General features: G+C 44.6%; 17 protein-coding genes. 2 read left to right on the top strand and 15 right to left on the bottom strand.

Annotated features, from left to right (window positions below; all coding sequences use genetic code 11):
* Positions 1–299: 299 nt before the first annotated feature.
* Complete coding sequence (locus AC6H1S_RS07880; protein ID WP_497565784.1) at positions 300–1,337, top strand: LacI family DNA-binding transcriptional regulator; 1,038 nt, start codon at positions 300–302, stop codon at positions 1,335–1,337.
* A 76-nt stretch (positions 1,338–1,413) separates the two neighbouring features.
* On the opposite strand, the gene AC6H1S_RS07875 is transcribed toward AC6H1S_RS07880, so the two are convergent.
* The 3 genes from AC6H1S_RS07875 to AC6H1S_RS07865 all read right to left on the bottom strand — a co-directional run bounded on the left by AC6H1S_RS07875 (position 1,414) and on the right by AC6H1S_RS07865 (position 8,680).
* The gene (locus AC6H1S_RS07875; protein WP_497565783.1) at positions 1,414–3,294 is read right to left on the bottom strand and encodes a RagB/SusD family nutrient uptake outer membrane protein; all 1,881 of its coding nucleotides are present in this window, start codon (positions 3,292–3,294) and stop codon (positions 1,414–1,416) included.
* 12 nt (positions 3,295–3,306) lie between these two features.
* Complete coding sequence (locus AC6H1S_RS07870) at positions 3,307–6,459, bottom strand: SusC/RagA family TonB-linked outer membrane protein (RefSeq protein ID WP_497565782.1); 3,153 nt, start codon at positions 6,457–6,459, stop codon at positions 3,307–3,309.
* Between the two features lie 295 nt (positions 6,460–6,754).
* Positions 6,755–8,680: a 7TM diverse intracellular signaling domain-containing protein gene (locus AC6H1S_RS07865; protein ID WP_497565781.1), complete on the bottom strand. Its 1,926-nt coding sequence runs from the start codon at positions 8,678–8,680 to the stop codon at positions 6,755–6,757.
* A 161-nt stretch (positions 8,681–8,841) separates the two neighbouring features.
* Between AC6H1S_RS07865 and AC6H1S_RS07860 the strand changes: the two genes are divergently transcribed.
* Positions 8,842–10,014, top strand: a complete 1,173-nt coding sequence (locus AC6H1S_RS07860; RefSeq protein ID WP_497565780.1) for a chondroitinase-B domain-containing protein — start codon at positions 8,842–8,844, stop codon at positions 10,012–10,014.
* Between the two features lie 77 nt (positions 10,015–10,091).
* Here AC6H1S_RS07860 and AC6H1S_RS07855 read toward each other — a convergent pair whose 3' ends face one another.
* The 12 genes from AC6H1S_RS07855 to AC6H1S_RS07800 all read right to left on the bottom strand — a co-directional run bounded on the left by AC6H1S_RS07855 (position 10,092) and on the right by AC6H1S_RS07800 (position 25,688).
* The gene (locus AC6H1S_RS07855) at positions 10,092–10,553 is read right to left on the bottom strand and encodes a MaoC family dehydratase (protein ID WP_199139816.1); all 462 of its coding nucleotides are present in this window, start codon (positions 10,551–10,553) and stop codon (positions 10,092–10,094) included.
* 10 nt (positions 10,554–10,563) lie between these two features.
* Positions 10,564–11,031 carry a pyrophosphohydrolase domain-containing protein gene (locus tag AC6H1S_RS07850; RefSeq protein ID WP_199139817.1) on the bottom strand — a complete coding sequence of 156 codons (468 nt, stop codon included), beginning with the start codon at positions 11,029–11,031 and terminating at the stop codon, positions 10,564–10,566.
* Positions 11,032–11,243: 212 nt separating this feature from the next.
* Positions 11,244–12,245, bottom strand: coding sequence for a formylglycine-generating enzyme family protein (locus tag AC6H1S_RS07845; RefSeq protein WP_497565779.1), 1,002 nt, complete (start codon positions 12,243–12,245; stop codon positions 11,244–11,246).
* 90 nt (positions 12,246–12,335) lie between these two features.
* Positions 12,336–13,805, bottom strand: a complete 1,470-nt coding sequence (locus tag AC6H1S_RS07840) for an eCIS core domain-containing protein (protein WP_497565778.1) — start codon at positions 13,803–13,805, stop codon at positions 12,336–12,338.
* Positions 13,806–13,850: 45 nt separating this feature from the next.
* Entirely contained in the window at positions 13,851–14,762 is a 912-nt protein-coding gene (locus tag AC6H1S_RS07835) for a hypothetical protein (protein WP_497565777.1), read from the bottom strand.
* Between the two features lie 39 nt (positions 14,763–14,801).
* Entirely contained in the window at positions 14,802–15,233 is a 432-nt protein-coding gene (locus tag AC6H1S_RS07830; RefSeq protein ID WP_497565776.1) for an eCIS core domain-containing protein, read from the bottom strand.
* 16 nt (positions 15,234–15,249) lie between these two features.
* On the bottom strand, positions 15,250–16,200 hold the full coding sequence (locus tag AC6H1S_RS07825) for a hypothetical protein (RefSeq protein ID WP_497565775.1): 951 nt from the start codon (positions 16,198–16,200) through the stop codon (positions 15,250–15,252).
* A 13-nt stretch (positions 16,201–16,213) separates the two neighbouring features.
* The gene (locus tag AC6H1S_RS07820; RefSeq protein ID WP_497565774.1) at positions 16,214–17,581 is read right to left on the bottom strand and encodes an ATP-binding protein; all 1,368 of its coding nucleotides are present in this window, start codon (positions 17,579–17,581) and stop codon (positions 16,214–16,216) included.
* Positions 17,568–18,494 carry a hypothetical protein gene (locus tag AC6H1S_RS07815; RefSeq protein ID WP_497565773.1) on the bottom strand — a complete coding sequence of 309 codons (927 nt, stop codon included), beginning with the start codon at positions 18,492–18,494 and terminating at the stop codon, positions 17,568–17,570. Before AC6H1S_RS07815 ends, AC6H1S_RS07820 begins: the two co-directional genes overlap by 14 nt.
* Before the next feature lie 51 nt (positions 18,495–18,545).
* Entirely contained in the window at positions 18,546–19,373 is an 828-nt protein-coding gene (locus AC6H1S_RS07810; RefSeq protein ID WP_199139828.1) for a coiled-coil domain-containing protein, read from the bottom strand.
* Positions 19,370–21,370: a hypothetical protein gene (locus tag AC6H1S_RS07805; RefSeq protein ID WP_497565772.1), complete on the bottom strand. Its 2,001-nt coding sequence runs from the start codon at positions 21,368–21,370 to the stop codon at positions 19,370–19,372. Before AC6H1S_RS07805 ends, AC6H1S_RS07810 begins: the two co-directional genes overlap by 4 nt.
* A gap of 112 nt (positions 21,371–21,482) precedes the next feature.
* Complete coding sequence (locus tag AC6H1S_RS07800) at positions 21,483–25,688, bottom strand: contractile injection system tape measure protein (RefSeq protein WP_497565771.1); 4,206 nt, start codon at positions 25,686–25,688, stop codon at positions 21,483–21,485.
* Positions 25,689–25,690 lie beyond the last annotated feature (2 nt).

Below are 25,690 nucleotides of genomic sequence, written 5' to 3'. Positions count from 1 at the left end.
GCAATGTAAAAAATTAGAACAATACGCTTTGTCCGCATCAGGATTTCTTAATCTTTTTACAATTTCTATCTTCAAAAGCCAGTCTATTTTATCAAAAAAAGCGATTTTCAGCTTTGATGGGGATTTTGTGCTTGATTTTCGGAGTTGGGTTGCTGTTCATGCCATTCAAGTTTGTTTTTAGTATCAATTTAAATTAAGGAAACTATAGAAAGGGTAGTTTGGTTTTGGGTTTAAAAACCAACAATACGAGCCAAAAACGCATTTCAAACGTTTGAAATTATTCCAGATTTTGCTTAACTATGCAACGTAGACCGGAAATGACGATGAGCAATACCCCTATTACCTTAAAGCTGCTTGCAGAAAAACTGAAAATGTCAGTATCTACGGTATCGAAAGCGCTCAACAATTACCCTACCATTAACGAGCACACCAAAAAACATGTACAGGAAATGGCTAGGGAGCTACATTACATGCCCAATACATCGGCTATTAACCTGAAAGAAAGAAAATCAAGGACTATTGGCGTGATATTGCCCAACTTGCTCGACCATTTCTTTACGCGCAGCATTTATGGCATCGAACAGTTTGCCACCCTAAATGGCTACCACATCATCATCAAGCAAACGAATGATGAGCTGGAAGAAGAAATACAATCGGCCACCATGCTTTTGAAAAGACGGGTTGACGGCCTCATTGTAGCCATTTCGAAAAACACGCAGGATTTTTCGCATTTTAACCAGTTCGAAAGCCTCGGGATCCCCATTGTGTACTACACGCGCAACCCAAGTTTCAACCACAACTGCCACAAGGTATTAGGCAATACCTTTAAAGGTTGTTACGAAGCTACCGACCTGCTGATTAAACGAGGCCATCGAAAAATTGCTTATTTGGGTGGACCAAAAATGATCAGCTTTACGCACGACCGCTTTAACGGCTACATTAACGCACTGAAGGACAACAACATTGCTTTTGACGCAAACCTGGTAGCCTATACCGATTTTGACAAGGAAAATACCATTGCTGCTATTCAAAAACTATTTGCCAACGGCCATCAAGCTCCTACTGCCTTGGTTGCCTTTAAAGAGCTGATTCTTTTCGATGCCATGAAGTACCTGAGGAGCATCGATTATCCGCAGGTTAAGCAAATAGAATGCATCGGCTTTGGCAATAATTCTTTTATCAGTTATTTAGACCTTCCACCTATTGCTTCGGTAGAAGAAAACCCCGAATTGGTTGGCAAAAATGCCACTAGCCTGCTCCTTAAGCTCATCGATAAGGAAATGGACATCAAAAACTATCAGAAAGTAATGGTCGACTGTAAATTGGTTGTTCATTAAAAAGCATAAAAAAAGAGCAAGTCTATCGACTGCTCTTTTACTGCTCAATAAATGTACGGAAGGAACGGCTAAAATATTATTCGATTTTATCTTTGGCCGGAACGTTCTTCTCGTAGCCACTGTAACCTTTGTTTTGGTTAATGCGGCCTTCGGTATTGAAGTTCTGCGCCGAAATAGGTACCGGCCATAAAACGTGGTAAGGAGCTATGCTAAACTTCACGCCTTGCAAGGTTGGTACATGGTTTCTGTAAAAATCGTTTTTCTCGATGATGCGATCGTAAAAGAAGTTATCATCGGAGAAATTGTTTAAGTTGTAAGTTTTGCCATTGTAGGCCGGTTTTCCGGTTTGGGCAAAAATATAAGCGATACGGGTAAGCTCGGTTTTGCGTGGTTCCTCCCAGTACAATTCCCTGGCACGCTCGTCTAAAATAGTACCAATGGTTACTTTGCTGGCATCGGTTAGCAACTGTGCATTGGCACGGCTCCTTACCACATTGAGATCCTGCATAGCCAGATTCAAATCGCCTTTCCAATAGTAGGCTTCGGCACGCAGCAAATAGGTTTCGGCCAAACGGAATACATACCAGTCGGTATTGGTACCGCGAGGCGGATTCCAATAAGGATCAACCGCCAAGGCATTGGTAGAGTTGATGAACACTTTGTAGTGTGGCCAGCCAAACCAGTGACGAATGGTATCTAGCGCTCCATTTTGAAAGCGTTGGGCCACATTTGAAGCATTATAAGGTTGCAATGGCTGACCATACAGCGCTTTATCGGCAGGATTTGATGATGTTTTTAGCGCCGGGTTATTGTAAACCAGGTCGGTCATATCCATCCACATGCCTTTGGCGTGGCGATAGTCGGTATTATCGTTCCAAATGTATTGGGTACTGTAAGGCGTACCTCTGTACCTGCCAATACCACGGCCATACATCCTGGTCAAGGGAATTTCGGCAGTGGCCGCATCCACCATTGCCGTTGCGCCCGATGGCGTTTTTACGTTGGCAAAATGCCAAGCCGGTACGGTGTTACGCATCAGTTGCGAACCCAAAGCCGTAGCACCCTGACCTTGAAAAACGTCCCTGTCTAACACTAAAAACAAGGCTTCTTTATTGGTAGTCAAGGCTTTGTTATCCATACGATGCAGGTCCCAAACCACATTTTTAGAAACATCCGTTGCCGTGCTGCCAAAGCGGGTAGTCATTAAGGCATATTTGCCACCATTAATAACGTTATTGGCCGAAGCAATGGCATCGTCAAACTTGCCTAGGGCCAGGTTTACCTTGGTCAGCAAATGGCTTACCGCGCCTTTGGTTACCTCGCCACGATTTACATTGTCGCTTACCCAGGTTTGGGCAAATTCGAGGTCCGACTTCATCTTACCCAGGATTACTTCCCTTTTGGTAGAATAAAAATCGGTACGAGGTGCATCCAAATCTTTTAACAACAAAGGCACATCGCCAAACTGGTGTACCAAGCGGTAATAGAAATAAGCCCTGTAAAAGTAAGCCGAGCCTAAAATGGTATTTCTTTCTGCTTCTGAAGCATATTTAGGCACATCGATATTGGTAATTACGGTATTAGCCTGTCTAACGCCAATGTAATAATTGGTCCAATACCAACCTATTTTATTAAAATCGTCGCTGTTCAGGTTGGCATCGGGTGTGATACGGCTTACCAGATCCTGTGCTGGCGTACTTTTATCTGTCGTACCTTCTACGGCTACTTCCGAGAAAATGGACTCGGTCAACATCGGAGCCGAGTCGCCGAAATATTCTCTTCTTACCATTAAAGCAACCCCATTCAATGCCGATTTCATGGCATCGGCTGTATTTAAGCTCGATGGCGAGAAAGAAGACAGCAAATCTGAATCGAGGAAAGTTTTTTTACAGCCTACGCCTGCCAACAACAAGGTTGTTAAACAAACTGCGGTTATTTTTTTATGTATTTTTTTCATCTCTTTCAACTATTATAAGGAAACATTTAAACCTAAAGTGTAATAACGTGGGGTTGGGCCATTGTTTTCCGGATCCCAGAAGTTCCAGTCTTTGGCCCATACAGCAGCGTTATTTACGTTAGCATAGATTTTGGCACTTTTTACCTTGATTTTGCCTAATAAATCTTTTGGCAAACTGTATGCTAAGGCCACCGAGTTGAGCCGGATAAAGGAGTTGTCGCGGTATACGTTAAAGCTGGTACCACTTGTGCCAGAGTTTAGGCGGGCATAATCGTTAAGCGGATTGCCTGGTGTCCAGTAAGGCACAACGTAAGAATTCTGACGGGCAAAGCCTACCGAACCTGGCTGGTTTTTCGCCGTGTTGTATTGTTTCAGCTGCCCCCAGTTTGACAGCAATTGGAACGACACGTCGAAGTTTTTGAAGATGTTGAACTCATTGCGCATGGCAAAAATATAGCGTGGCGTGGTGTAGCCAAAAAACTGCTTATCGTTATTGTCGTACACATAGTTCCCATCTACGTCCTGCAATTTGAAATCGCCTGGCTTAATGGCAGCCTTGGTGTATTTGGCGGCTTCGGTCATTTCGTTTTCTTGCCATACGCCCAAAATTTTGTAATCCCAAACTACGTTGATATCTCTCCCGATGAACCAACCGTTTCCAATATCATCGGCAGGGAAAGCCAATTGTACGATCTTGTTTCTGGAGAAAGACATGGTAAAACTGGTATTCCATTTAAAGTTTTCGGTATTCATGTTCCTGCTGTTGAGGCTGATATCCATACCATGGTTCTTGATCTTGGCCAAGTTCGAATACACATAACCATAACCGGTTACATCCGGAACATTCTGCCTAACCAACAGGTTGCTGGTGGTTTTATCGTACAAATCAATCGACCCACTGATCCTGTCTTTTAAAACCGAGAAGTCCAAGCCGACGTTAAAGGCTTTGGTTTCTTCCCATTTCAAGTTTGAATTGGCCATACGCGTACCGTTGGCTACGGTATTGGTAGAGGAAGCTATCCCGCTGCCATTCGTCGAAATGTATTTATCGCCAGCTAAAATGGCCAATGCCGCATAAGGATCGACGGTGCCGTTATCAATATTGCGCAAATCGCGGTTACCGTTGATACCATAAGAAAGACGCAGTTTACCGTAATTTAGCCAGTTGATGTTTTTCATGAACGACTCTTCGGTAAAGGTCCAAGCCACTGCCGCAGCTGGGAAAGTTGCCTTTTTAAAATTCACGCCGAATACCGAATAGCCATCTCTTCTAAGCGACAACGTAAGGTTATACCGGTTCATCAAACTATAGTTTAACCTGGCCATCAGGGCATTGCCGGTATATACTTTATCTTCGCTGCTTACCGTTGGCGTAGTTCCGGCTCCAATGTTATGATAGCCCAAAACATCACTTGGCGTAAAACCTTGATTGCCCGCCTGTGTCCACCAGGTTTGGTATTTCTCGGCATTGGCCAAGAGGGTTACATCAAAATTGTGGATTTTAGCAAAGGTTTTGTTCCATTTCAACAAGTTATCGACCTGCCAATTGTAGCGGGTTTCCTGGGCTCGGGTTGCCGAGCCTCCAGGCGTTAACACGTTAGGATTTTGCGAAGAAGCATGATTAAACGTACGGTACATATCGATACCAGGACTAAAATTCAACTGGTAAGTAATGCCGAACGGCAAGTTTACCTTGCCAAACAAACTGGCAAACAAGGTATTTTGCCTATTCATGCGGCTGTTGTAAGTCATATCCAAGAAAGGGTTTCTGGCATTTAAGCCAGTATCATCCGTTGGAATGCGACGCAAACTGCCGTCGGGATTGTACATATCGCCATAAGGAGAAAGATTGATCAACTGGCTCCAATCGGCTTCGATGGCGCTTTCATCCCTATCGGCATACTGCACATTGGCACCAACCGTTAAGAACTTGGCCACTTGGCTCTCTAAATTCAGACGTGTTCTTACTGTGCTGTATTCGCCATTTTCAATCAGGTTCTGGTTTTTTTGGTAACCCAATGACATGTAGTAGCTAATTTCTTCCTTGCTGCCACTCATGCTGATGGTGTGGTCTTGACGAAAGCCTGTCCTGAAAATTTCATCGTACCAATTAACGGTTTTGCCAGCCAGGTAATTGGCTTTTTCGTTGGCCACCAAGCCCAACCTGTTTAGCCAAAGATCAACCGGATCGGTAGTGGTCTGCCCGTTTAGCCATTGGGTCATGGTTACGCCTGCGGGCAAATTTCTAGGGTCGTTGTACAAATAAGCAGGCGTTGTGGCACCGCTTCGCATCACGTCGGCTCTCCAGTCTAAAAAGCCCTGACCGGTATAAGGCCTCATGTTTTGAGCCAATTCGGCAAAGCCCACATTGGTGTTAAAGTTAATGCTTGGCTTTGATCCTTTGCCTTTTTTGGTAGTGATGGCCACTACGCCCGTGGCCGCCTTGGCTCCATAAACGGCCAACGAACTGGCATCTTTCAACACGTCGACCGTTTCGATATCGTTGGGATTAATATCCGCCAGCTGACCGTTATAAATAATCCCATCTAATACGATTAAAGGCGAACTGCTGGCCGTTAAGGTTGATTTGCCACGAACCAATAAATCGCCGCCGCCTTTGGCACTGGTGTTCAAACTAACGCTTAAGCCCGCAATATTGCCCTTTAAGATGTCGGCCACGCTTTGCGGATTTTCATTTTCCAATTGTGTAGCCTTTACGCTCGAAATGGCACCGGTAACGTCTTTTCTGCTGGCGGTACCGTAGCCGATTACCACCACTTCAGAAAGGCCTTTGGCATCTTCTTCCTCCAAGCTTACCGTAATATTGGTTTTTCCGGCCAACTCTACTTCCTTGGTTTTATAACCGATACTGGTAAATACAAGTATGGCATTCGGGTTGTCTGTTTTAAGTACGAAACGACCATCGGCATCAGTTACTACCGAGAGTTGCGTTCCTTTAACCTTGACACCAACACCCGGCATGGCTACCCCACCGGCGTCTTTTACCGTGCCCGTTACGTCTACACGAGACCTGGCTTTGCCCCCCAATAGTTTGCCTGATTCGATCGTGCTGGAAACAGCAGATGCATTTGTTTGCAGAAATAAACACCAGAGCAGTGTTATGGAAATTTTCTGCAAAATTCTTTTGAATAGAATTTTACTCATACAGTTAAAATTTGGTTTGTTGATTAGCTCCAAAAATTTGGTTGAGTAAATATAGCGCAATAGCGCTTACAAATGCAAGCGAAAAATAAACATAAATATCTGATATATAGTTAGTTACAAAAATTTTGATACGCTTTAGGCGCAAACTGCAAAAAAGCTAATCAGCTGATTTTTTGCGCAATACGCCAATTGCAAAAAAGAAGAGCAATACGCTTTGCCCGCATTAAAAAAAATGCAAAAAATTAACTTAAAGTTATTAACAGTTGTGAGCACATGGTGTAAAATTGACAATAAGTTAGGCTTGCTTGTCGAGCACGAGTTTGCTCCAGCCAGATTTGCCTACGCCTTTCAAGTCTTTTTTACGCTCTTCCATCACTTTTTTAACTTTGGCTGCATAGGTCCAGCAGGTGCTTTGCCTAATGCCAAGCTTTTCGGAAAGTTTATGCGAAGAAATAGCGCCTTTGTGGTTGTACATGAGATAGACCAGGTAAAAGGCCTTATTGATAGGTATACGGTTGTTTTCGAAAATGGTTTGGTGCAGTACCGACTCTTCGTAGGCGCATTTGGTACAGCGCCTGTTGAAAGGCACCTTGCCATTGCAGTAGCTGCTGTTGCCACATTTGATGCATTTATAGCCATGCTCCCATTTCATATCGGCCAAAAACTTGTAACACGAATCACGATCGGGGTATTTTTGGCTAAACTCGTCGAAATCAAGTTCGGTAGCATTTACCCGGGCATCGGTTACTTTTTCGATATTGGTTTTTAACGTAATGTTGTCTTTTTCTAAAAGGATGTTCATCCTCGATATTTCTTCAGCCTGCTGCTCGAGCAAGGTATTTTTAGAAAGCAGTTCTTCGTTCTGGTGCTTGATGGTGATATTTTTCTGCAACAGTTCTTCCGATTGCTTTTGCACTTCTTTGGTGCGTTCGGCCACCTTAACTTCAAGTTCACGGTTAATGCTGTCTTTCAAATCGGCATTGACCTGCATTTGTTTGATGATCTGCTTACGGGCATTCTCCTTTTTCTTTTTAAGCAGGCGTACCTGATCGCCAATGGCAAAAGACAGCAGCACCATTTCGAGCAAAAAGCCAAATGTAAGGCTATAATAGCCTAAGGCACCAGGAATATGGCGCGCCCAACCTAGAATATGGATCACTTTGATGACAAAGCCTAGGAACAAGAAAAAATAACCCAATACAAAGAAACGGGCCGGCCTGTACTGCTTTTTCCACCAGATGTAAATCCCGGTATAAAAACCTACCGATAAGGGAATAAACTCCAAAAACTTATACTTGAACCAGTCGTTGTTATAGAACAGGCAAACCAGAAAGAAGGCCAGCCGGGCAATAAGCAATACGTTGATGAGCTGGTTTAGCCTTGGCGCCTTTACCTTGACGTGCAGCAGCTCTTTAGTAAAGATAAGGCCAAAAGAACTGATGAAATACAGGGCTACACCATAGGCATATTCGTTCCATACCGGGTGTTTTGGCCATAGGTACTGAAAAGCGATACCATCGGTAGACATTTCGTACAAACCCACGCTCAGGATATACAAAATATAAAACAGGTACTGCCTTCGCCTTACAGCGATGAACATCAAAAGGTTATGGAAACTGAAAATAACGATCATGCCGTAAAAAAAGCCGTAGGTAAAATATTCGGTTAACCCATATTGGATAAAACGCTCTACAGTTCTGAAAACAATGATAACGTTGACCTGGTCTTTTGATTTAACCTTGAAATAATAGTAGTATTCGCCTTTTTTGGTGGTATTGACCAGAAATTCGAAATTCTTGTGCCTGTACAGCCGGTTGGTAAAGTTGAGATCGGCACCAGCCTTGCTTTGACTGTAAACGCCCTTATCGTCGGGCATGTAAGCCTCGATATGGTCGGTAATCTGATCAAAAAATTCGATTACCGTAGGGCGGTTCAAGTCTCGGGTAAAATTTACCTTCACCCGGTACCAATAGCTTGCCGAACGGTTATAGTTTTTGGGATAGTAATTGATGTTTTTTTGAAAGCGGTGGTGAAATGCCGGGCTGCTGATTTCATTAAAGGTTAGCTTGTTGCTCGCGTCTTCAAAGCAAACTATTTCGTCGGATTTGAAAATATGTTCGGGTACGGTATCGTTGATGATGATGGTTTTTTGCGCATACAGCTGCTCAAAGCCCAATACCAGTATACATAAAACGGAAAGTTGAAATAGTCTTTTTAACATGTGAGCCAATACACCGAGTTACGCTTATTAAAATCTATATTACTTAGTAAAAAGTTGTGGTTTGATTTCTATTTTAGGAGCTTAAATATATTAACAAATAATTAATATTTACCAGTAGTCGAAGCAATTCGGCCCCTACTTTACAAATTAGCCGTTTCTTTATGAAAAGATTCCCGATTTATTTCTTGCTCCTGTTTAGCCAATTGGCCATGGCTACTACCTATAAGGCCAGTTCAGCACAGGAATTCAAAAACATCCTGCCTAAATTAAAGCCTGGCGACGAGCTGCTGATTGCCAATGGCAACTACAGCAACTGGGCGGTCGACATCAGCACCACCGGCACAGCACAACGTCCGATTATAATCAGGGCTACCACCGAAGGCCAGGTTGTTTTTGCTGGAGACGTGAATCAAACCCTGTTTAAATTGACGGGAGCTTATACGATACTAAGCGGCATTAGCTTTAAAGACTGTCAATTGCTCAAAGGCGAAGGAAGCAATGGTGTTTTAGTCGAACTCAAAAACTCAAGTAACTGCCAGGTTCGCTCCTGCTCCTTTGAGTATAACCGCGCAAAGGCGCAATTCATGCCACTGGTCATCATTTCTGGAAACGGAAGCGCCAACAGTATCGAAAACTGCAGCTTTATTTCGAACATCGATAATCAGGAGGTACAGGTAAAAATCACCAAAGAAAGCTGTCCTTTATTGTCGCGTATTGAAAACAACCTTTTTCGCGATAAGGCTAAGGTAAGCTGGAAAAACGGAAACGGTGGCGAATGTATACAGATTGGGCAAGATCCGGTGTTATTGGGCACCAAAGAAGCCAAATCAAGGGTAACCAACAACCATTTTATCCGCTGCAACGGCGAAAGCGAAGTGATCAGCAACAAAAGCAGCGGTAACAGTTACCTTAAAAACCATTTTGAAAATAATGACGGTGAACTGGTGATGCGTGGCGGGCACGACTGCCTAATTGCCGACAATGTTTTTGAAGGTGGCACTGGGGGTATCAGGGTTAATGGTACCGGCCATATCATCGCCAACAATAAAATAAAAGACATTAAAATCGCCATCAGACTCATGTATGGCATGGCCAAAGGCAAAGATGAAATCGGGTTTTACATTGCGGCCAGCAACTGCACGATTAAAGACAACCAAATTATCGATGCGAACACAGGTATTTTGATAGGCGACAGCAAAAATGTTGATTGGACCGGCAAATTCGACACCCAACGATACCCTTCAGCAGTGGTGCAAAATGTGGCTCCCTTTGATAATCAACTTTCGGGCAACAGTTTTGTACGAACCCGGAACGAAGTGATAAATAACCTCTAACAGACACGAACAACAAATTGGGCAAAAAAAAGCCGGCTCAAAGTCCGGCATGATATTTTTAGCAAATGAATTTTGGCTTAAGCCGTGAAATGGTAAAGGAACAATACCTCGCCGGTAAATGCGGGTTTGGCCTGGTCTTTAATTTCTAAATTAATTTCGATGCTTACCTTGGTAATTCCCCTCAGGTTGGCTATCGTTTTTAACTTGGCCCTTAAACGCACTTGGCTATCAACCACTACGGCCTGGCCAAATTTGAGGCTTTCGATGCCATAATTGATTTCCATTTTGAGGTTACGGATTTCGGCAATTTGTTTCCATAAAAAAGGAACCAGCGAGAGCGTAAGGTAGCCGTGGGCGATAGTGGCTTTGAAAGGGCTTTCTGTAGCGGCCTTTTCGGTGTCGATATGGATCCACTGGTGGTCTAACGTAGCATCGGCAAATTTGTTGATCTGCTCCTGATCGATGGTATGCCAGCCAGAAACACCCAGCTCTTGCCCCAAATAGGCTTCAAATTCATTGTAATTACTTATTTTTATCATAATAGGTAGCTTATTTTAGCAAGCCTTTTAAATCGGCCGGCGAATAATTGATAGATTTTAGGGTTTTATGGTCGCCATCGCGATAAACCAGGAATTTGGAATCGATTTCCTTATAATAGGCATCCACATTACTGTTGTTCTTGTAGTGGGCTATAGTTTGGTTGGCCTCTTCAACCGTGTTGCAGGCCTTGCTCATGTTAGAACGGTGTACCTCATCAAAAAGCGCTTTAAACTGGCTGCCTAAGCCAAATTCTAATACCGCACCAGCCAATACATACTGCAAATCGCAAAGCGCATCGGCAACTTCCACCATATTACCTTCATTTACTGCATCTTGCAGCTCTTTCAGTTCTTCCGCAATAAGGTCAATCCTCAACTGGCATCTTTCCTTGGCAGGAATGGCAGCCTGCTCCAAAATGGGATGCTTAAAGGTTTTATGAAATTCGGCAACTTGGCTCAATGCATTTAAATCTTCCATCTTTTTCTTGATTTGAAGTGCTAAAGTTGCATAATTTATAGTGCTACGCAAATTTTCTTATCAACAACCTCGCTATATTGTTGATACCTGGCCATGTTATCTGCAGTTTGCGGTTTTCAGTTAACAGCTTCATTCAAAAAGCCATATTAAACAATCTTCGGCAAGATTTCTCAGATGGCAAATGCATAAAACATGTGGCATTTATCCTGGAGTTATGGCGCTTTATCGCTCACGCACCTAAAACCCAAATTATTTGAACCACTGTTAATTTCGCCCTTACCACGGCTACCGGCGCGGTAACGAATGCAATATTGGTCGCTGCAGAGAAAAGAACCGCCTCGTTGTACCCTTTTCACCGTTCCGGGTTCGTCGGGATCGTAGCTATCGGCTGGCCCTTTAGGATTAACGGATGGGCTTTGGGCATAATAATCGGGCCTGTAAAAATCGCTGCACCACTCCCATACATTGCCATCCATATCGTACAAACCAAAAGCATTTGGCGGAAAGGATTTTACAGGCGCTATGCCTTTAAATCCATCTTCTAAACTGTTATTTTGAGGAAATTCGCCCTGAAAAATATTGGCTACCCATTTGCCTCCGGGTTTTAGCTCATTACCCCAATAGTATTTTTGTCCGGTTTGGCCTGCCCTTGCCGCATACTCCCACTCGGCTTCGGTAGGCAATCGCTTACCTGCCCATTTGGCGTAGGCTTCGGCATCGGTATAGCTCACATGTACCACAGGTTCATTGGCTTGGTTTTGGCTTGCTGGTCCAAAAGGATGCTGCCAATTGGCTCCTGCCATATAAGTCCACCAAGCCAAAGGTTGATCCAGCGGCACGGCATGATCGGGGGGTGTAAATACGGCTGAGCCGGGCACTAATGCCTTGGGGTCTACGCCAGGAAAATCTTTGGGATCTAGCGTACGCTCGGCAACGGTCTGGTAGCCTGTAGCCTTTACAAAACGCTCAAATTCGGCATTGGTTACTTCATGTTCGTCCATCCAAAAGCCGTTTACCTTTACCCGATGGATGGGTTGCGCATCTGCAAAACTGGGATCGCCTGTACCCATGGCAAATTCGCCGCCTTTGATCCAAACCATCTTGGTTAAACTCTTTTCTTTTGGGCTATGATGGCTGTTTTGGGCAGGTTTAGAAGTACAGCTTGCCAAAACAGAAAGGCAAATAAAGCTGTAAAGAATGGATTTTGTTTTCATGGCATGCCTAATATACACACTCTGCTTCGATTTGGCATGATGCAAGCAGAAATTTGCACAACTATCCCATTTCCAATTCTAAACAGATGATTAGGCCAACCCAATTTTGGTATTTACCTGATGTTCAAAATACCCTTCCCTAGGGCGCATGCCCCTACCCAAGAAAAGCCCCATTTTCATACCCATGCTCTCTAACATGCCACTAGGGGATTGAACGGCTGTTGCTTCATAACCTCTCGCCTCGTGTGGGATCATCAAACTATTGGTGGCGGCCGCACCGTAAGCTGCATTTTCGGTATTAATGACACCTCCCCGTAAGTTAGGTATAATGTGAAGTCTTTCTAAAGGCATCCAATGCGAAATCAAATTGTAAACAGATCCGAATTCCGATCCTGGCGTTTCCATTTTAGTTCCCGGTGCCAACATCGTACCCGGATTCAAAGAATAACCGTGAAAAAGACGGGAAATACCACTTACCAAGCTACCAATCGCTCCGCCAATGTTATAGGCAAAAATCAATCCCCGGTTAATGAGGCTTCTTCCCAGCCTACGCTTCATGCCTTCTACCACACCTGCTACCAATAAATTGGAGAAAGGACCTGACATCAGCATCGAAAAGGCCAAATCGCCTATGGCATCGGCCAGAGAGCCTCTAGACAGCACCGTTAAAAAAATATTGGCTACCCACACCGGAACACCAAAAGTTGAGACAATAAAAGGACTTAACGATGCCCCCAATAAGTTAAGCACTTCTGGATGGTGCTGCATAAACCGCACTATTTCTTCAATCTTAGAAAGCATTCCGCTATTTCCAGTCATCGATAACAACAACGAAAATCCATCATAAAGCAGGCCTTTAGAAAATAAGTCGATCACTTCAAGCACCCAACCTGCAAAATATTGCGAAGTACGCCTTGCATCGGTAAAAAATGGATCGGTAACCAACCGGTTATAGTGCAACTGAATGGTAAGCGAGCTATCAAGCCCAGCAGCAGAACCAGTACCATGGTAGCTGTTCCTTTCAAATGGCAAAATCAAGCCACTTGGCCTAGGCATGGCAGTTTTGAATTGTGCGATACCTAAAGAGCTCAAAATGGAATATCTACTGAACGAGGCTTTGTTGCCCATCGTGTCTGCTTCGCTTTCCAATGCCTGGCTGTCGTTAATGTTTACACCATTATGCAACTGCAAGGTTGGTTTTACCCGGCCCTGCTTTTGCTGCACCACGTGCCAAGCTTCGTGGGGCAAGTGCTTTTCCTGTCCCGGGGCCAAGTGGATGTTTGAGCCCTGCGCATAGGCATGGGCGTTGAGTTGGGCAGGCTTGGAAGAATTATAGTGCACCTTAACATCATCCAGACTATGGCCCGAAAGATTTTCGACACCTAGTTTAAGCCGGTCTGGCAAACCGTTTTTATTGGCCTTTCTTTGCACTGGACGATGGTCAGCCAAATAACCTTGCCTATTTTCTACATTGCTTTCGATCCTATTGTTTTTGAGCTCAAACGCAGATTTGTCTTGACTTGGCAGGCTAGCGACAGCTGCTGTAGCCGGTATAGGCATTTTAGTCAAAGTTTGGTTTGTAGCTGGCATAGCAATTAAATAGCGCTATTTAACAAGGTGTTTTTGTATTTTACTCAAGCTTTTCATCCACAACGACATCTGTGTAGGCGTTTTTACCCAAGCAGGTGGCTGAAGTCCACCAGCAGTCATTACCTCGCCTACGTTGCTAGAGCAGCTATTGCTTAAAAGCCGATATTGCCGTTCTTCCCTGGTGAGTTGGTTTACGCGTGTAAGTGCCATTGCACTATTGTGCATTGGTACGTTAACCGAAGCCATACGGCCACGTACAGGATCAAAATCTTCATAATGACCAAGCGTAGCTCCAGCATCATCTATATTTAAGGGGCGGGCTACGGTAGTTAACAATTGCTGGGTGTTTAAGCCCCCGTTTAGCTGCTGATCCATTGCAATGCCATTTACGGAGGCAACCGAATGGCTAAAAAGGTGCCCCTTATTAACTAGGCCTACCCCCATGCTGGTCCGTTGGCCTTTTCCCTGTTGCAAAACATCAATATTATGATGGCCACCTATAAAAGGTCCTCCAAACATCTTTTTATAAGCCAAGTATCCGGCTGCACCTGTTAACGCTCCTGCCAATAACGGCGCTCCGGCAACCATGCCTCCAACCGCAGTTGCACCACCTGCCAAAGTAGATAGGCCGGCACCGCTTAATGCCGAACCCACAGCCGACGCCCCACCTGCCAGCAATGCCGAACCGCCAAGCCATGAGCCCAACGCTCCTGCACCGGCCGCTATCCCGGTACCCAGCATGGTACCAGCTTTTCCTAATAGGCTAAACTGTATACTGGAACCATCTGAATTTACAGGTGCATTGGTTTTTAACCGTTGCCTGCCTGAAGAACGGTTATCTTTAAGCTGAAATGCAGCTTTATTTACCGAAGCAGCCGTTACCATACGGCGTTCTTGGCTTTCTTTCTGATAAGAATAACTAAACATCTTTTTCAATTTTAAGTATTATAAGTATTAACTATTGTTTTAACCTGAGAGTGCCTTGGCACCCATTCTGTCGGCTTCTTGCTCTAAAACGTCATCATCGTTGATATTGATTTTTGATTTGAGTTGCTTGGTAGGCTTTACTCGGCCCTGCTTTTGCTGCACTACATGCCAAGCCTCATGGGGCAAATGCTTTTCCTGACCTGGTGCCAAGTGTATGTTCGAACCCTGTGCATAGGCATGGGCATTGAGCTGGGCAGGCTGGGCAGAATTATAATGTACTTTTACATCGTCCATGCTGTGGCCCGAAAGATTTTCGATACCTGTTTTGAGCTGATCGGGTAAACCGGTTTGATTAGATTTCCTTTGCAGCGGACGCTTATCCTCCAACCTGAACCCAGAGCCATTTCGAGCAGTTGATCCGGCGCGCTGCACGGTGGTATTTTCCTTTGCTATTGAACTATATTCAGCCATAATAATTATTGTTTAACTATTTTTTTGTTCCTTTTCCTTCCGCATCATTATCCTTTTGAGTAGCTTCCTCTAAGTTCCTACCTCTCAATGCAGGCCCTTTTGCAGGTCTCAATACCCAGCGCCTTCCCAATAAGAGAATTGGCATAGACTGCAACATCATTCCTAGAAAGTGCATCACTGCAGGTGCATAAGAGCTTCCTCCGGCTAAAAAGTAAGGAACAGAACCTAGTTGAAACTTTAAATACAATGACAATAATTTGGTTCGTTTTTCATTGGCCATGGCTGCTCTTCCTAAGGCTTCTAATGCATTGATCATATAAATCGCGGCTTCCATTGGCAATTTGTTTCCAGCTTTGGCTTGGCTTGCGTTCTGAAAGATCAATTGATGGCACCACCTAGGCACAATACCTTGGTTCAACATGCGATGCAATTGAATATCAAAGTAAATTCTAGCCTGATCTGTTGGCGTTATGACGACAATATACGGCCCAAAAAAGTAATGGGTGATGTAGCCTCTTAAGCCGGCAAACATTTCGCTGGTAAAACTGCCGGGCTTGAAAATAAAATTGATTATTTTTTTAGGCTTATGCACCACTGGTGGCTCATAAGGTACTATATCATTTTGTGGGGGCTGAAAAGGCACTACGGCATGAGCATTAGGGTTAACAATTTGCTGTACCTCATTTGGAGGAATAGGCACCGGCTCATTTGTATTCATGGGTGCGTGGGCCCCGCCACCTTGGGCATGGTGATGAAATCCTCTAAAAAGAGCAGTTCCAGTGCGACGGATGTTGCCGCCCAATACCGTCCGCAGCATGCGCTGTACCACACCCTTGCTATTGGTGCTTTTAACAGCTTTGGCCTGCATGGGCTGCCTATTGTCTTGCAGGTATTTGCCATTGTTGTTTACTCCAACTGGCCTGTAATGATGCTCGGATCCGTTTTTTTTATTTGAATAGCTATACATAATGGCTTATGGTTTAGTTAGATGTAGTTGCCAAAAGATTCAAAGTTTTGTTCTCTTTTTTAAATTCGCGCTTCAAGCCGGTAAGCAGTTCGTGTTGGCTTACCTCGAAACTGTTGCGTCTAATGGCCGACAAGGCACAGTAGCGTAAAATATTGATGATGGCGCCTCCGGCAATTTCATATTCTTCGGCCAGGTGCTGCAGGTCTATTTCGGGCGACAAGGTAAACTTGCCCGAGAAAGCATTGCTCCAAAGCTGTTGGCGCTCGTGCGGCGATGGCATGCCGAAATAAATGGTAGATTGAAACCTACGCGAAAATGCTTCGTCCATATTGCCTTTTAAATTGGAAGCCAAGATAACCACACCCGGAAAATCTTCAATTTGCTGCAGCAAGTAGGCGGTTTGCTGATTGGCATGCCGGTCGTTAGACGAAGTGGCCGTAGTACGCTTGCCAAAAAGTGCATCGGCTTCGTCAAAAAACAGAATCCATTTCTTTTCGCGGGCTACATCAAAAATGCGCGACAGGTTTTTCTCGGTTTCGCCGATGTATTTGGAAACAATCATTGAAAGGTCTACCCGGTAAACATCGCGTTGCGTGGCCTTGCCCAACAAGGTTGCCGTTAAGGTTTTGCCCGTACCCGGTGGGCCATAAAACAAAGCCCGATAACCTGGTTTAATCTTTTTGTCGAAGCCCCAATCGCTCATCAACAACTCGCCATGAGATAGCCAAGTGGTAATTTCGGCCAGTTGTTCACGTACCAAGTCGTCTAATACCACATCGTCCCAATCCATGGGTGTCGTAATTTTTTTGGCGGGGAAAACACTGCTGTGCTCTGGCCCGCTTTTTTGGCCTGTATAAAAATAATTGAGCCAGCTTTCGTTAAGACTTAAAATACCGTTGAGCTTGGGGATATGGTCGTCGGTAGTGCCTAGAGTCACGATCTGCTCTTTCATTAAGCTGTTTTCCTTTTGAAAAAGCCTGCTTACGATTTGCCGATTTGCAGGATCAAGAGCGGTTAGCAAGAAACAAATGGTTTGGCCCGTAGGTAAAAACCCACTGTGATTTAGGGCAATTACACCTCCAAATTCGGTATATCCACGATCAGTACGGGCATTTTTGCCAAAAAACACATCCAATATTTCTGGCTTGATATGGGGCGCCATAGCCAGGGCAATGGTAAGGCGCTGGTAAATATCCAGCTCTAGTTCATTAACCATGTTGGCGTAAGGCGTATCTGATTCGGACCAATCGGGAACGGGAATATCATACCAATTGTTTTCATGGCCTTCCTGCATCAAATAGCTGCAGATTACCTGTTCAATGACCTGGTCAAGCCAATGAAGTTCTATTAAAACCGTAGTTGCATTTTCAAGATGTTCCATAGTTTATAAATAACCTTTCAATATCGTCGGTATTGGCATCTGCCCAAGCGAAATAGTCTAGGGCGTTGTTGGCGTTGAGCTGGTTTTGTGGCATCATGTCTAACAGACTGGCATGGGCATGAGCTGGCACATGTACCCGTGTCGACGCCGCTTGGACATACCTTTCATAATTGTAAAATTGCAAGGCCCATTGCTGCTTATGGCTCTTTTCCCTAATCAGATCGCAGATAAAAACCTCTTGCACGGAATCGCGCACTACCAGTTTTTTGGCCTTGAAAAAGCACGGGCTGCCGCTTTGGTCGTGATGATTACAGGCAATATCCCTAGCTAGTATAGTTTTTGAGGAGGGATCGCCAAAGAGATCGACCAGGTTTTCGTTTTCCTTGCTGGTGGCTATTTCAAGTTCGCCCTTTTCGGCATCGGAAATGGCCAGGCTCCATGAGGATGCACTCGCACTTTCAGTAACTACATAAACCTCCCTAAACGAATAATAGGTATGGGTAAGTTTGATGATGAGCTGTTTTTCCAGCTGGGTCCAATTGGCTATTCGGACCGATTCGGGTGCGATGCACTTAAAGATATAGCTTCCTTGGCCATCAAATGTCAGGATTTGCCTGCTGTATTCAAATTCTCCGTCCAATGCGGCGTTACCTTTGCTACGCGCGGCATAGGGCTTGCTTACCCCATCAGAAAAGTTCCAAGCTACCGGACTAAGCTTGGCGCCAATCGAAAACTCTACATCGTCTTCGTGAATGAGCCTATTCCTGAAGATATTGCCCAACAACACCATCTCCCCATTCACGATCTGAAAAAAATCGCCGGGATAAATGCTTTCTTCCAATGGCCTAACCGGAATAAAGCCGCCGGTAACCTTATAGAATTTTCTAAAAAAATCTTTATAAAAATCAAGCATGATGCCTTGTTTTAAATGGCCGCTCTTGTAAAATAGAGCGGCCATATCCATTTATGCCGAAAGAATTGCAGCCGTACCTGCGGCCAAACTCAACTGCAGCGACTTGAGCCTGATTTGTGCCTTGGCCAAATCGGCTTTGGCTTTGTTAAGCTGGTGATTGGTTTCGGTACTGGCCTTTGAAGCGTTGTCGAAAGCCACTACTGCCGTTTCGTAAGCGGTATTGATCAAATCTTTCAAGCAATCTTCGGATGCCTCGGTCTCTTTTTCTTTTTGGTCTACGGTTAATACTTCGTACAAACTAACGGCCTGGAGATATTCTAGAGACGAGGCGGCTTCGGCCTCTGCATTGGCGGTTTCTGCCGCCAAAGTAGATTTGAGGGCTACCAATGCCAAACCTACGGCATTGTTGGCATCTGTACCAGCATCGGCCAACAGTTGCAGCACATCGTCGTTGATATAAGGAATAAGACTTTTTGCCCTGAGTACCATCCCTCGCAATTTATCGATAACCGTTGCCGAATAAATCAGCTTGTCGATAACCGATTTGATCTCTGCAGAAAGTGCTATGGTTTTTTGGTCGGCATCGGCAATTTCGTCTAAGGCAATCTTCGAATTTTCCTTTAAACTCAAGGCATTCTGCAAAATCTGGTTGAGCAGGGTCTTATTGCTCAAGGTCTGCGCTTTACTGGCGCTCGCACTGTTTAAAAAACCCTGAAACTGGATTGATTTATCGTTAAGCGAGTTGACTACGGCCTGTAGTTGCTCTACATCGTGCTCGGCATCGTTTACCTGATTGCTCAATGCGTCTAGCTCGGCTTTGCTTCTTTCGTTAATGCCATACTTCTCGGTGGCATTTAATGCTATGGAATTGATGATCATTTGGTTTTGGTTTTAGGAGTATAAGTGAAAGGATTAGTAGTTTCAAAAGCAGAAAGGGCATTCGTAAATTGGCCGTTTTGATCCTCCATATTGGCATACGCCAATACCACCGGAATATACGAGTAGCCATTTACCAAGGGATTGCCAAAATTGTCTGTGGTATTTTCATGGATCTCCATTTTGCCCTTAACCAATGCCGTTGCGCCATCGCCCTTCTCTTTTTTGTCTTTCGCATCCACTGTTTTAGTAGGTATGACCTGACTGTAATTGGCGCTGGTTATCTGTTCTGCTATCATGAGGTTAAAAAAGAAGCCAGGTTGCTCCTGTATTTTTTCTTCCATAGAACGTTGCAGCCTGTTTTGATTGACCTTGTTGTTTCTCAATTCCTTTTCTGCTTCTTCAATCTGCTTGAGCATGGCATCGATTTGTACCTGCAAGTCGGCATTCTTGGCCGATAAACTCTCGAGATTTTCCTTGTTTTTATCTTTTTTGGCCACGGCTAGCTGCGCATCGTTCGTTTCTTTTTCTTCTCGAAGGCCATCAATGCCGTTATTTAGCGATACGATTTGCTTTTGCAGGTCGGCAATGGCCGGGGCATACACTGCGCTCATTTTTTCCTGCAGCTCTACCTCTTTTTCGATATTGCGCAAACCGCTCTCGGTAAGCATATTTTTATTGCCTTTTAAACAGTTAGGCAAAAACATGCAACGGTACTCAACATTATAGGATGCCCGTTCCAAGAGTTCGAAGGTTAAGACATTGTCTACACAGGTTACTTCTTTCGGTGCCATGAGCTTATTGCTCAGCATAAAAGCAACCGAAGGTGCAGAAAGAATATCGCTATAGCTATTGATTGTCTTTTTATACTCGTCAGTAAGCATAACGAGCACAAAAGCCACGTATTTAGTGCCCACTTCTATCGAATTGCCATCTATATCCCTTAAAGATGCGGTATAAAAAACCTGTTCCATCGGCTTATCGTCCGATTTGTTCTCTACCCTATGATAGCATTTTTTGGTTGGATCGGCAGTAAGCAGCAGGGTTTCGGCAGCCGTAATAGAAAAAGTGGCCTGGCTGCTTTCCTTAACCAGCATGATAAAGTAATCTTCAACCACCGAACTGCTTTTGGGCTTGTTGCCCAACATCGTTGCCGTCTGATCAAACGGAGGCTGATACGGATTAAACCTAACCACATAAGAGCAGTTGTCTTTTTTGTCGTCGTCAAAATCGTTGCTGTTTAAGGCAATCGATACCAAATTGAGGTTCAGCACCTTGTTATTAAGGTTATAGGCCCTTTTGGTGGCAAAATAATCGACGTTGATAAATTCCAAATCGCCTTCGGCTTGTTTTTCTACCACATTGGCGGCAGCTAAGGCTTCGTTGCAATCGGCCAGCGACTTGGCGGTTGCCTCAAAATCGGAAGTAGTTACGGCCAACATCGCCGCAATCGAATCGTCGGTCAATTTGGCTTGGTCGGCTACCTCGTCGGCACTTACTGCCGCGGTTAAGGTAGAGACTTCCCTGCCCAATTGCGAAAGCTTTTTGGCATCGTAAGCCGTATCGATCATCAAATCGTAGGCAATTCGGCTCTGTTTGTAGATTTCGCTTCCGTAATCTGAAGAGGTCAGCATCGTTAAAATGCCACCTACATTTTTGGAAAGCTTGACCACTGCATTAGACAATACCTGGATATTGGCTGCGCTGGTTGCGGCATTGGTAATGGCCTGCGCCGTAAACTTTTTCTGCTGGTTGGCTGCACTCAGCACATTGAAAGAAACATTTCTGTCGTTTACGGCCTGTTGCTTTACTTTCTGCTGAAACAAATAAACATCGCCAGCTTCTTTGAGCTTGCTTTCGGCGGTTATCCGACCTGCTTCTTTATAGTAAAGCGTAAACATTGCCGCATTTAAGCTCGATTTGGCACTTTTTTGCTTCTGGTCAAGCTCTCGCAAGGAGCTTACCACCGTTGCATAAAGATTTTCATTGTAAGAATTCATATCTGTTATTTTAATTTTTAACGTTCTGTTTTTTAGCATTTGGGGTAGACCAATCGGTTAGCCGCTATCTGCTCTGATCAATGGCAATATTCTTTTCATCGCTTATATCTTTTTAGTAGGGCCAGTTTACATGGAGTGGCTTTTCCATCCATGGGAATTTGATGATGGAGAATGACAGTTCAAGCTGCTGGATCAAGATATCATAGGGCTGTTTTTCTACCACCAGTTCCCATTTGTTTTCTTTTTCGTAAAGCAGTCCTTTTCGCATCAGCCAATTGCCCCTGAACCCGTCTACAGAACTGCTTCCAATGGCTTCCCAATGACCAATAACCGAGCTAATTAAGCCCTGCATCAGTTCTTCTTCCTTGGGTTGTATGGTTATTTCCTTGAGAATGGGTTCCGCAATTGGCAAAGCACAGAGTATTTTGTTCAGGCTCAGGTAGCTTTCGTCGGTAGATTTGCTTCCTGTAACCAAGTATTGCAGGTAGTGAACGGCACGGCCTTTAATATGGGCTATTTCAGCTGGGGCAAGTTCAGTATCCCCTTTGGCAGGAATATGGATGTTGACGTATTTGAAAAGCATGGGCACATAACTGCTTAACAAAACCAGGCCCGCATTATTGATTTCCAATCCGATCTGAACGGCATCTTCTATTTTAATGGCCGACTTGTTGTGAACCAGTCCGGCAACCAGAACCCTCGCTACCGTTTGATTATTGTTTTTTAAACGATCGATAACCGGCCTTAAAGACAGTTGCAAAGCCAAAGGCAGGTTGATACTGGCCTGTTCGAGCCCAGCCAAGAACGACTTTTCGGAATAGCCATGTTTTTTAAGCTCCCATAACAACTCGTTCCAAATTTGAAGTGTAGCAATTGTCTTCCAATGGTTGTTTTTCCAGGCTTTCAGTACTTTTCCCAGCAAAAGTTGCTGTACCAGCGAAGCTTTGATGCCTTGGAAAGTTATTTTGCCCAACGTGCCGTGCAGTTGCCCCAATACATGAAGCAAAGATTGCTGGTTGGGATTTAACCGGCCAATGGCGCCCGCCAGCTTTGAAAAGTTGAGCGTTTGGCCCAGCCATAGCAGTTGTGCTTCGTTAAGTTCGGTGGTTTTTAGGCAATGTAAAAACTTGAGCGGGTGAGCCACAATAAGCTTGTCTAACAAATCGCCTGCTTTTAATGGCGTTGTAGCCATGTACCAAATCGGAATTTGCTGCTGCGCCAACAGCTCTTCCATTAAGCTTGCTGCCCATTCGGCCGTTGGTTCATCGCCAGGCAGTTTTTTTTCGCTTTCCGTTGGTCTGTCTGCCAACAGCAACTTAAAGCTGGGATGTTGCTGCAGGATTTCTCTGAGCATTTTATTTTGCAGGAATCCCTGTTTTTCAAAACCGATATAAAGCGCAGCAAGGTCGGTATAGCCATGTTGCCCCAATATGACCAGCAATTCGTTAAACAGTTCGCTCATTGTTGTTGAGGATATGTTGCCCGCTTGAGCAGCTTTTAGGCTCAAAATCCAGGTTTTGAGCATCCAATTTGTACTGATGGCTTCTGGCACGTTTGCTTGTCCCCAATCGTACAGCAGGCGTATGGCCTCCTGTATGGTAGCCAAATTTCCAGTAGCGTGGTACTGAAGAAACACATTAAATTCGCGCCAAGAAACCGAAGCTTTTAATAGCAATGCCGCCAATTGTTCAGGCCCAAATCTGCTGAGCAAAGCCAGTAATCTTCCGCTATCGCAGGCCATGGCACAACCGAACAGCAACTTTAAAGCAAGTGATTCTTTTTTGTAATCAGTTGTGACCTGTTGCTTGGCCAGACAAGTTTCGAGCAACTTAAAAAAATCGTTTGCAGGAATAGAAAGGTTAGGCTTAACGCTGATACTGGCCGTAGAACTGCTTGCCTTGCTCATCCATTCTTGGTTGGTTGGACGGATATTGGCCTTTTCCGAAAAATGATAGCCGAATGCCTTTAACAGCATTTTTTGAAATACCGACCGGTTACCCTGGTGCTTTTCATAGGCCAAGGCACATTTCCAAAAGAGCAAAACCAGCAACTGGCTCTCTTTAACCGACAGGCTGCGTTTAAGGGTTTTGCCGAGCCAGGCCCTGCTTTCTGCCATAAAGTGTGTTAAGAGCATAGCACCGTCTTTCAATACGATATTCAGTATGGCATGGGTTAAAGGCTGTATTGATTTGCCAAGCTCTGCAACTTGTGGATCTGTATCATGATCAAGTATGATTTTGGCCAACAAAGCGGGCTGTGGGCTTTTTTGTTGCAACAGCGATCTGATAGCCAGCATCGGGCTTTGTTGATGGAATTTGGCGTAGGGTTCAATCAACCGTTGCACCGCCGCCGCCGATACCTGCCGATCGAGCGCCTTCGTACCGAATAATGCCTTCAGAAACGAAGCAAATTCTTTTTGATGCGAAACGGAAAGCTGCGAACAGCCAAACTGCAGCATGAATGCAAGTATTTGCTCGTGGCTAGAAGTTGGATAAAGCAAGTAATGATAGAGGAATGCATAAGCCAATTTTTCTTCCAAGGCCAAGCTTAAGGCGCCATACTGCCCATTGTTCTTGAGCAGAGCCATGCCTTGCCACAAGGCCGCATAAACTGCAACCTGCTTTTGATCGGCGACTTGAATCAAGGCTATCCTGGCCGAAGCCGTTAAAAGCTTAGGTAAAATACCCTTTAAAGCCACTTTGTCTTTCGTTTGCGCCAAAGTTGCCAAAGCTTGCCCAGGATTGAGCCTGATGTGCTTTTGCAGGATTTCAATAAAATTATCCGAGTGGCTTTCGTGTTTGATCCGCCCCATCGCATAACGCAACTGCGCTTCGAAATCGGCATTGGCTAAGCCTGTTTCGGCAGCTAAAATCCGTTGCCGGTAAAGCTCTTCCACTTTATTGTAGAACGGCAAATTCGTACTGGTTTTGATCTGACTGGTTAATTTTGCCGTTAATAGCCTTCCTAAAAGATTGGCTTCTTCTACCTGGAATGCCTTGCTCATGGCCGTAAAGCAATAACTCAGGAAATGAGGCGTACTATAGGCTTGCTGCCTTGTCGACAATAAAAATTCCAAACCCATTTGCCTCAAAAACTGCACATTGGCTTTGCTATGGATTTGCGGCATGAAATGAGCCAAAAAGTCGATGGTCTCTAACAAATCGGATGTATTATGGATAAAGAGCGAATAAACACCCGCCATCGCCACATCGTCTAAAGCAGCCACCAACGTGGCGGTTTTCAATTTGCGTTTCAATGCCTGTGTCAGGATTGATTTGGCGTTTCCACCATTTTGCGCGGCTAAACCAATCAGCAAATCGTTAAACTGTTTGCGATGCTTTTCGGTATGGCAAACGGAGATGTTGTCGAGGTAAAATTTCAGCTTTTCCAAAGCCGTATGTGGCGATGTTTTCTGTACGGTTTCTGACGAATGCCGATAGTGGCTGGATGCTTCCTTTAAAACCAGCATAAAATCTGAACGGATAGCCATTTGAGCAGTAATTTTGTTGGCGGCTGCACCTAAAAGCCCAAACAAACGCTGGCGATCCATGTTGTAATGATCGGCCATTTGATTAACGCTGCTTACCATAAAGGCCACTTTGTTAAAAGTAGTTCCTCTGTCTACCAACAAGAAATTAAGCACCCAAAGCCATATGTTCCGATGAAATTCGTTGCTTTCGGCTTTTACCAGGGTTTCGCTGTGCTGCAATTCTTCCAGTTCGGTGCCGAAATCAAAAATCTCTTGGTGATAATTGGGTTCCAAGCCTTTGATCAGGCCAACCATATGTTCTTCGTTAAATTGCCAAGCCATTCTTTTGCGTACCTGTAAACTGGCCTTGCCCAAGGTTTTTAACCGTTCGATAAGTGCCGTATGATTGTGTGTAAACTGTAGTGCCAACAATTGGTTGATGTCGGCTTTGGCCAACCGCTTGTTCCATGACATCACACCTTGCTGCAAGAAGGTGGTAATCAGCTCTAAATCGGCCGTGGTTTCATCGGTAAAAGTGATATGCAGCTTGGTGGCCTGCTGCTGCAAGAGCCTATCGCGCAACTGCTCTTTCAGCTGGCTTAGCAACCTGACCGAAAGGGTGGCCTCCAATTCGTCAAGGCTGATCTGCCCCAGGTTAAGTTGCAGCGAATCGAGTTGCCAATATTGGTCTGGCGGACAGATTTCATCAAACAAGCTTGCCAGTTCGCGCGACATAATGTTGTTGCTCCAATTACTCAATCGGTTTTGCAGCATTACACTATTTTCCCTTTGGTTAAAAGTAGTATCCCAGTTGAGGCGAGCAATGATATGTTGAGTTGATGTCGTCATTT

The sequence above is a fragment of the Pedobacter sp. TM02 genome (assembly GCF_059705275.1).
The sequence above is the reverse complement of the archived record's forward strand: the minus strand, read 5'-3'. Positions and strand labels throughout refer to the sequence as shown.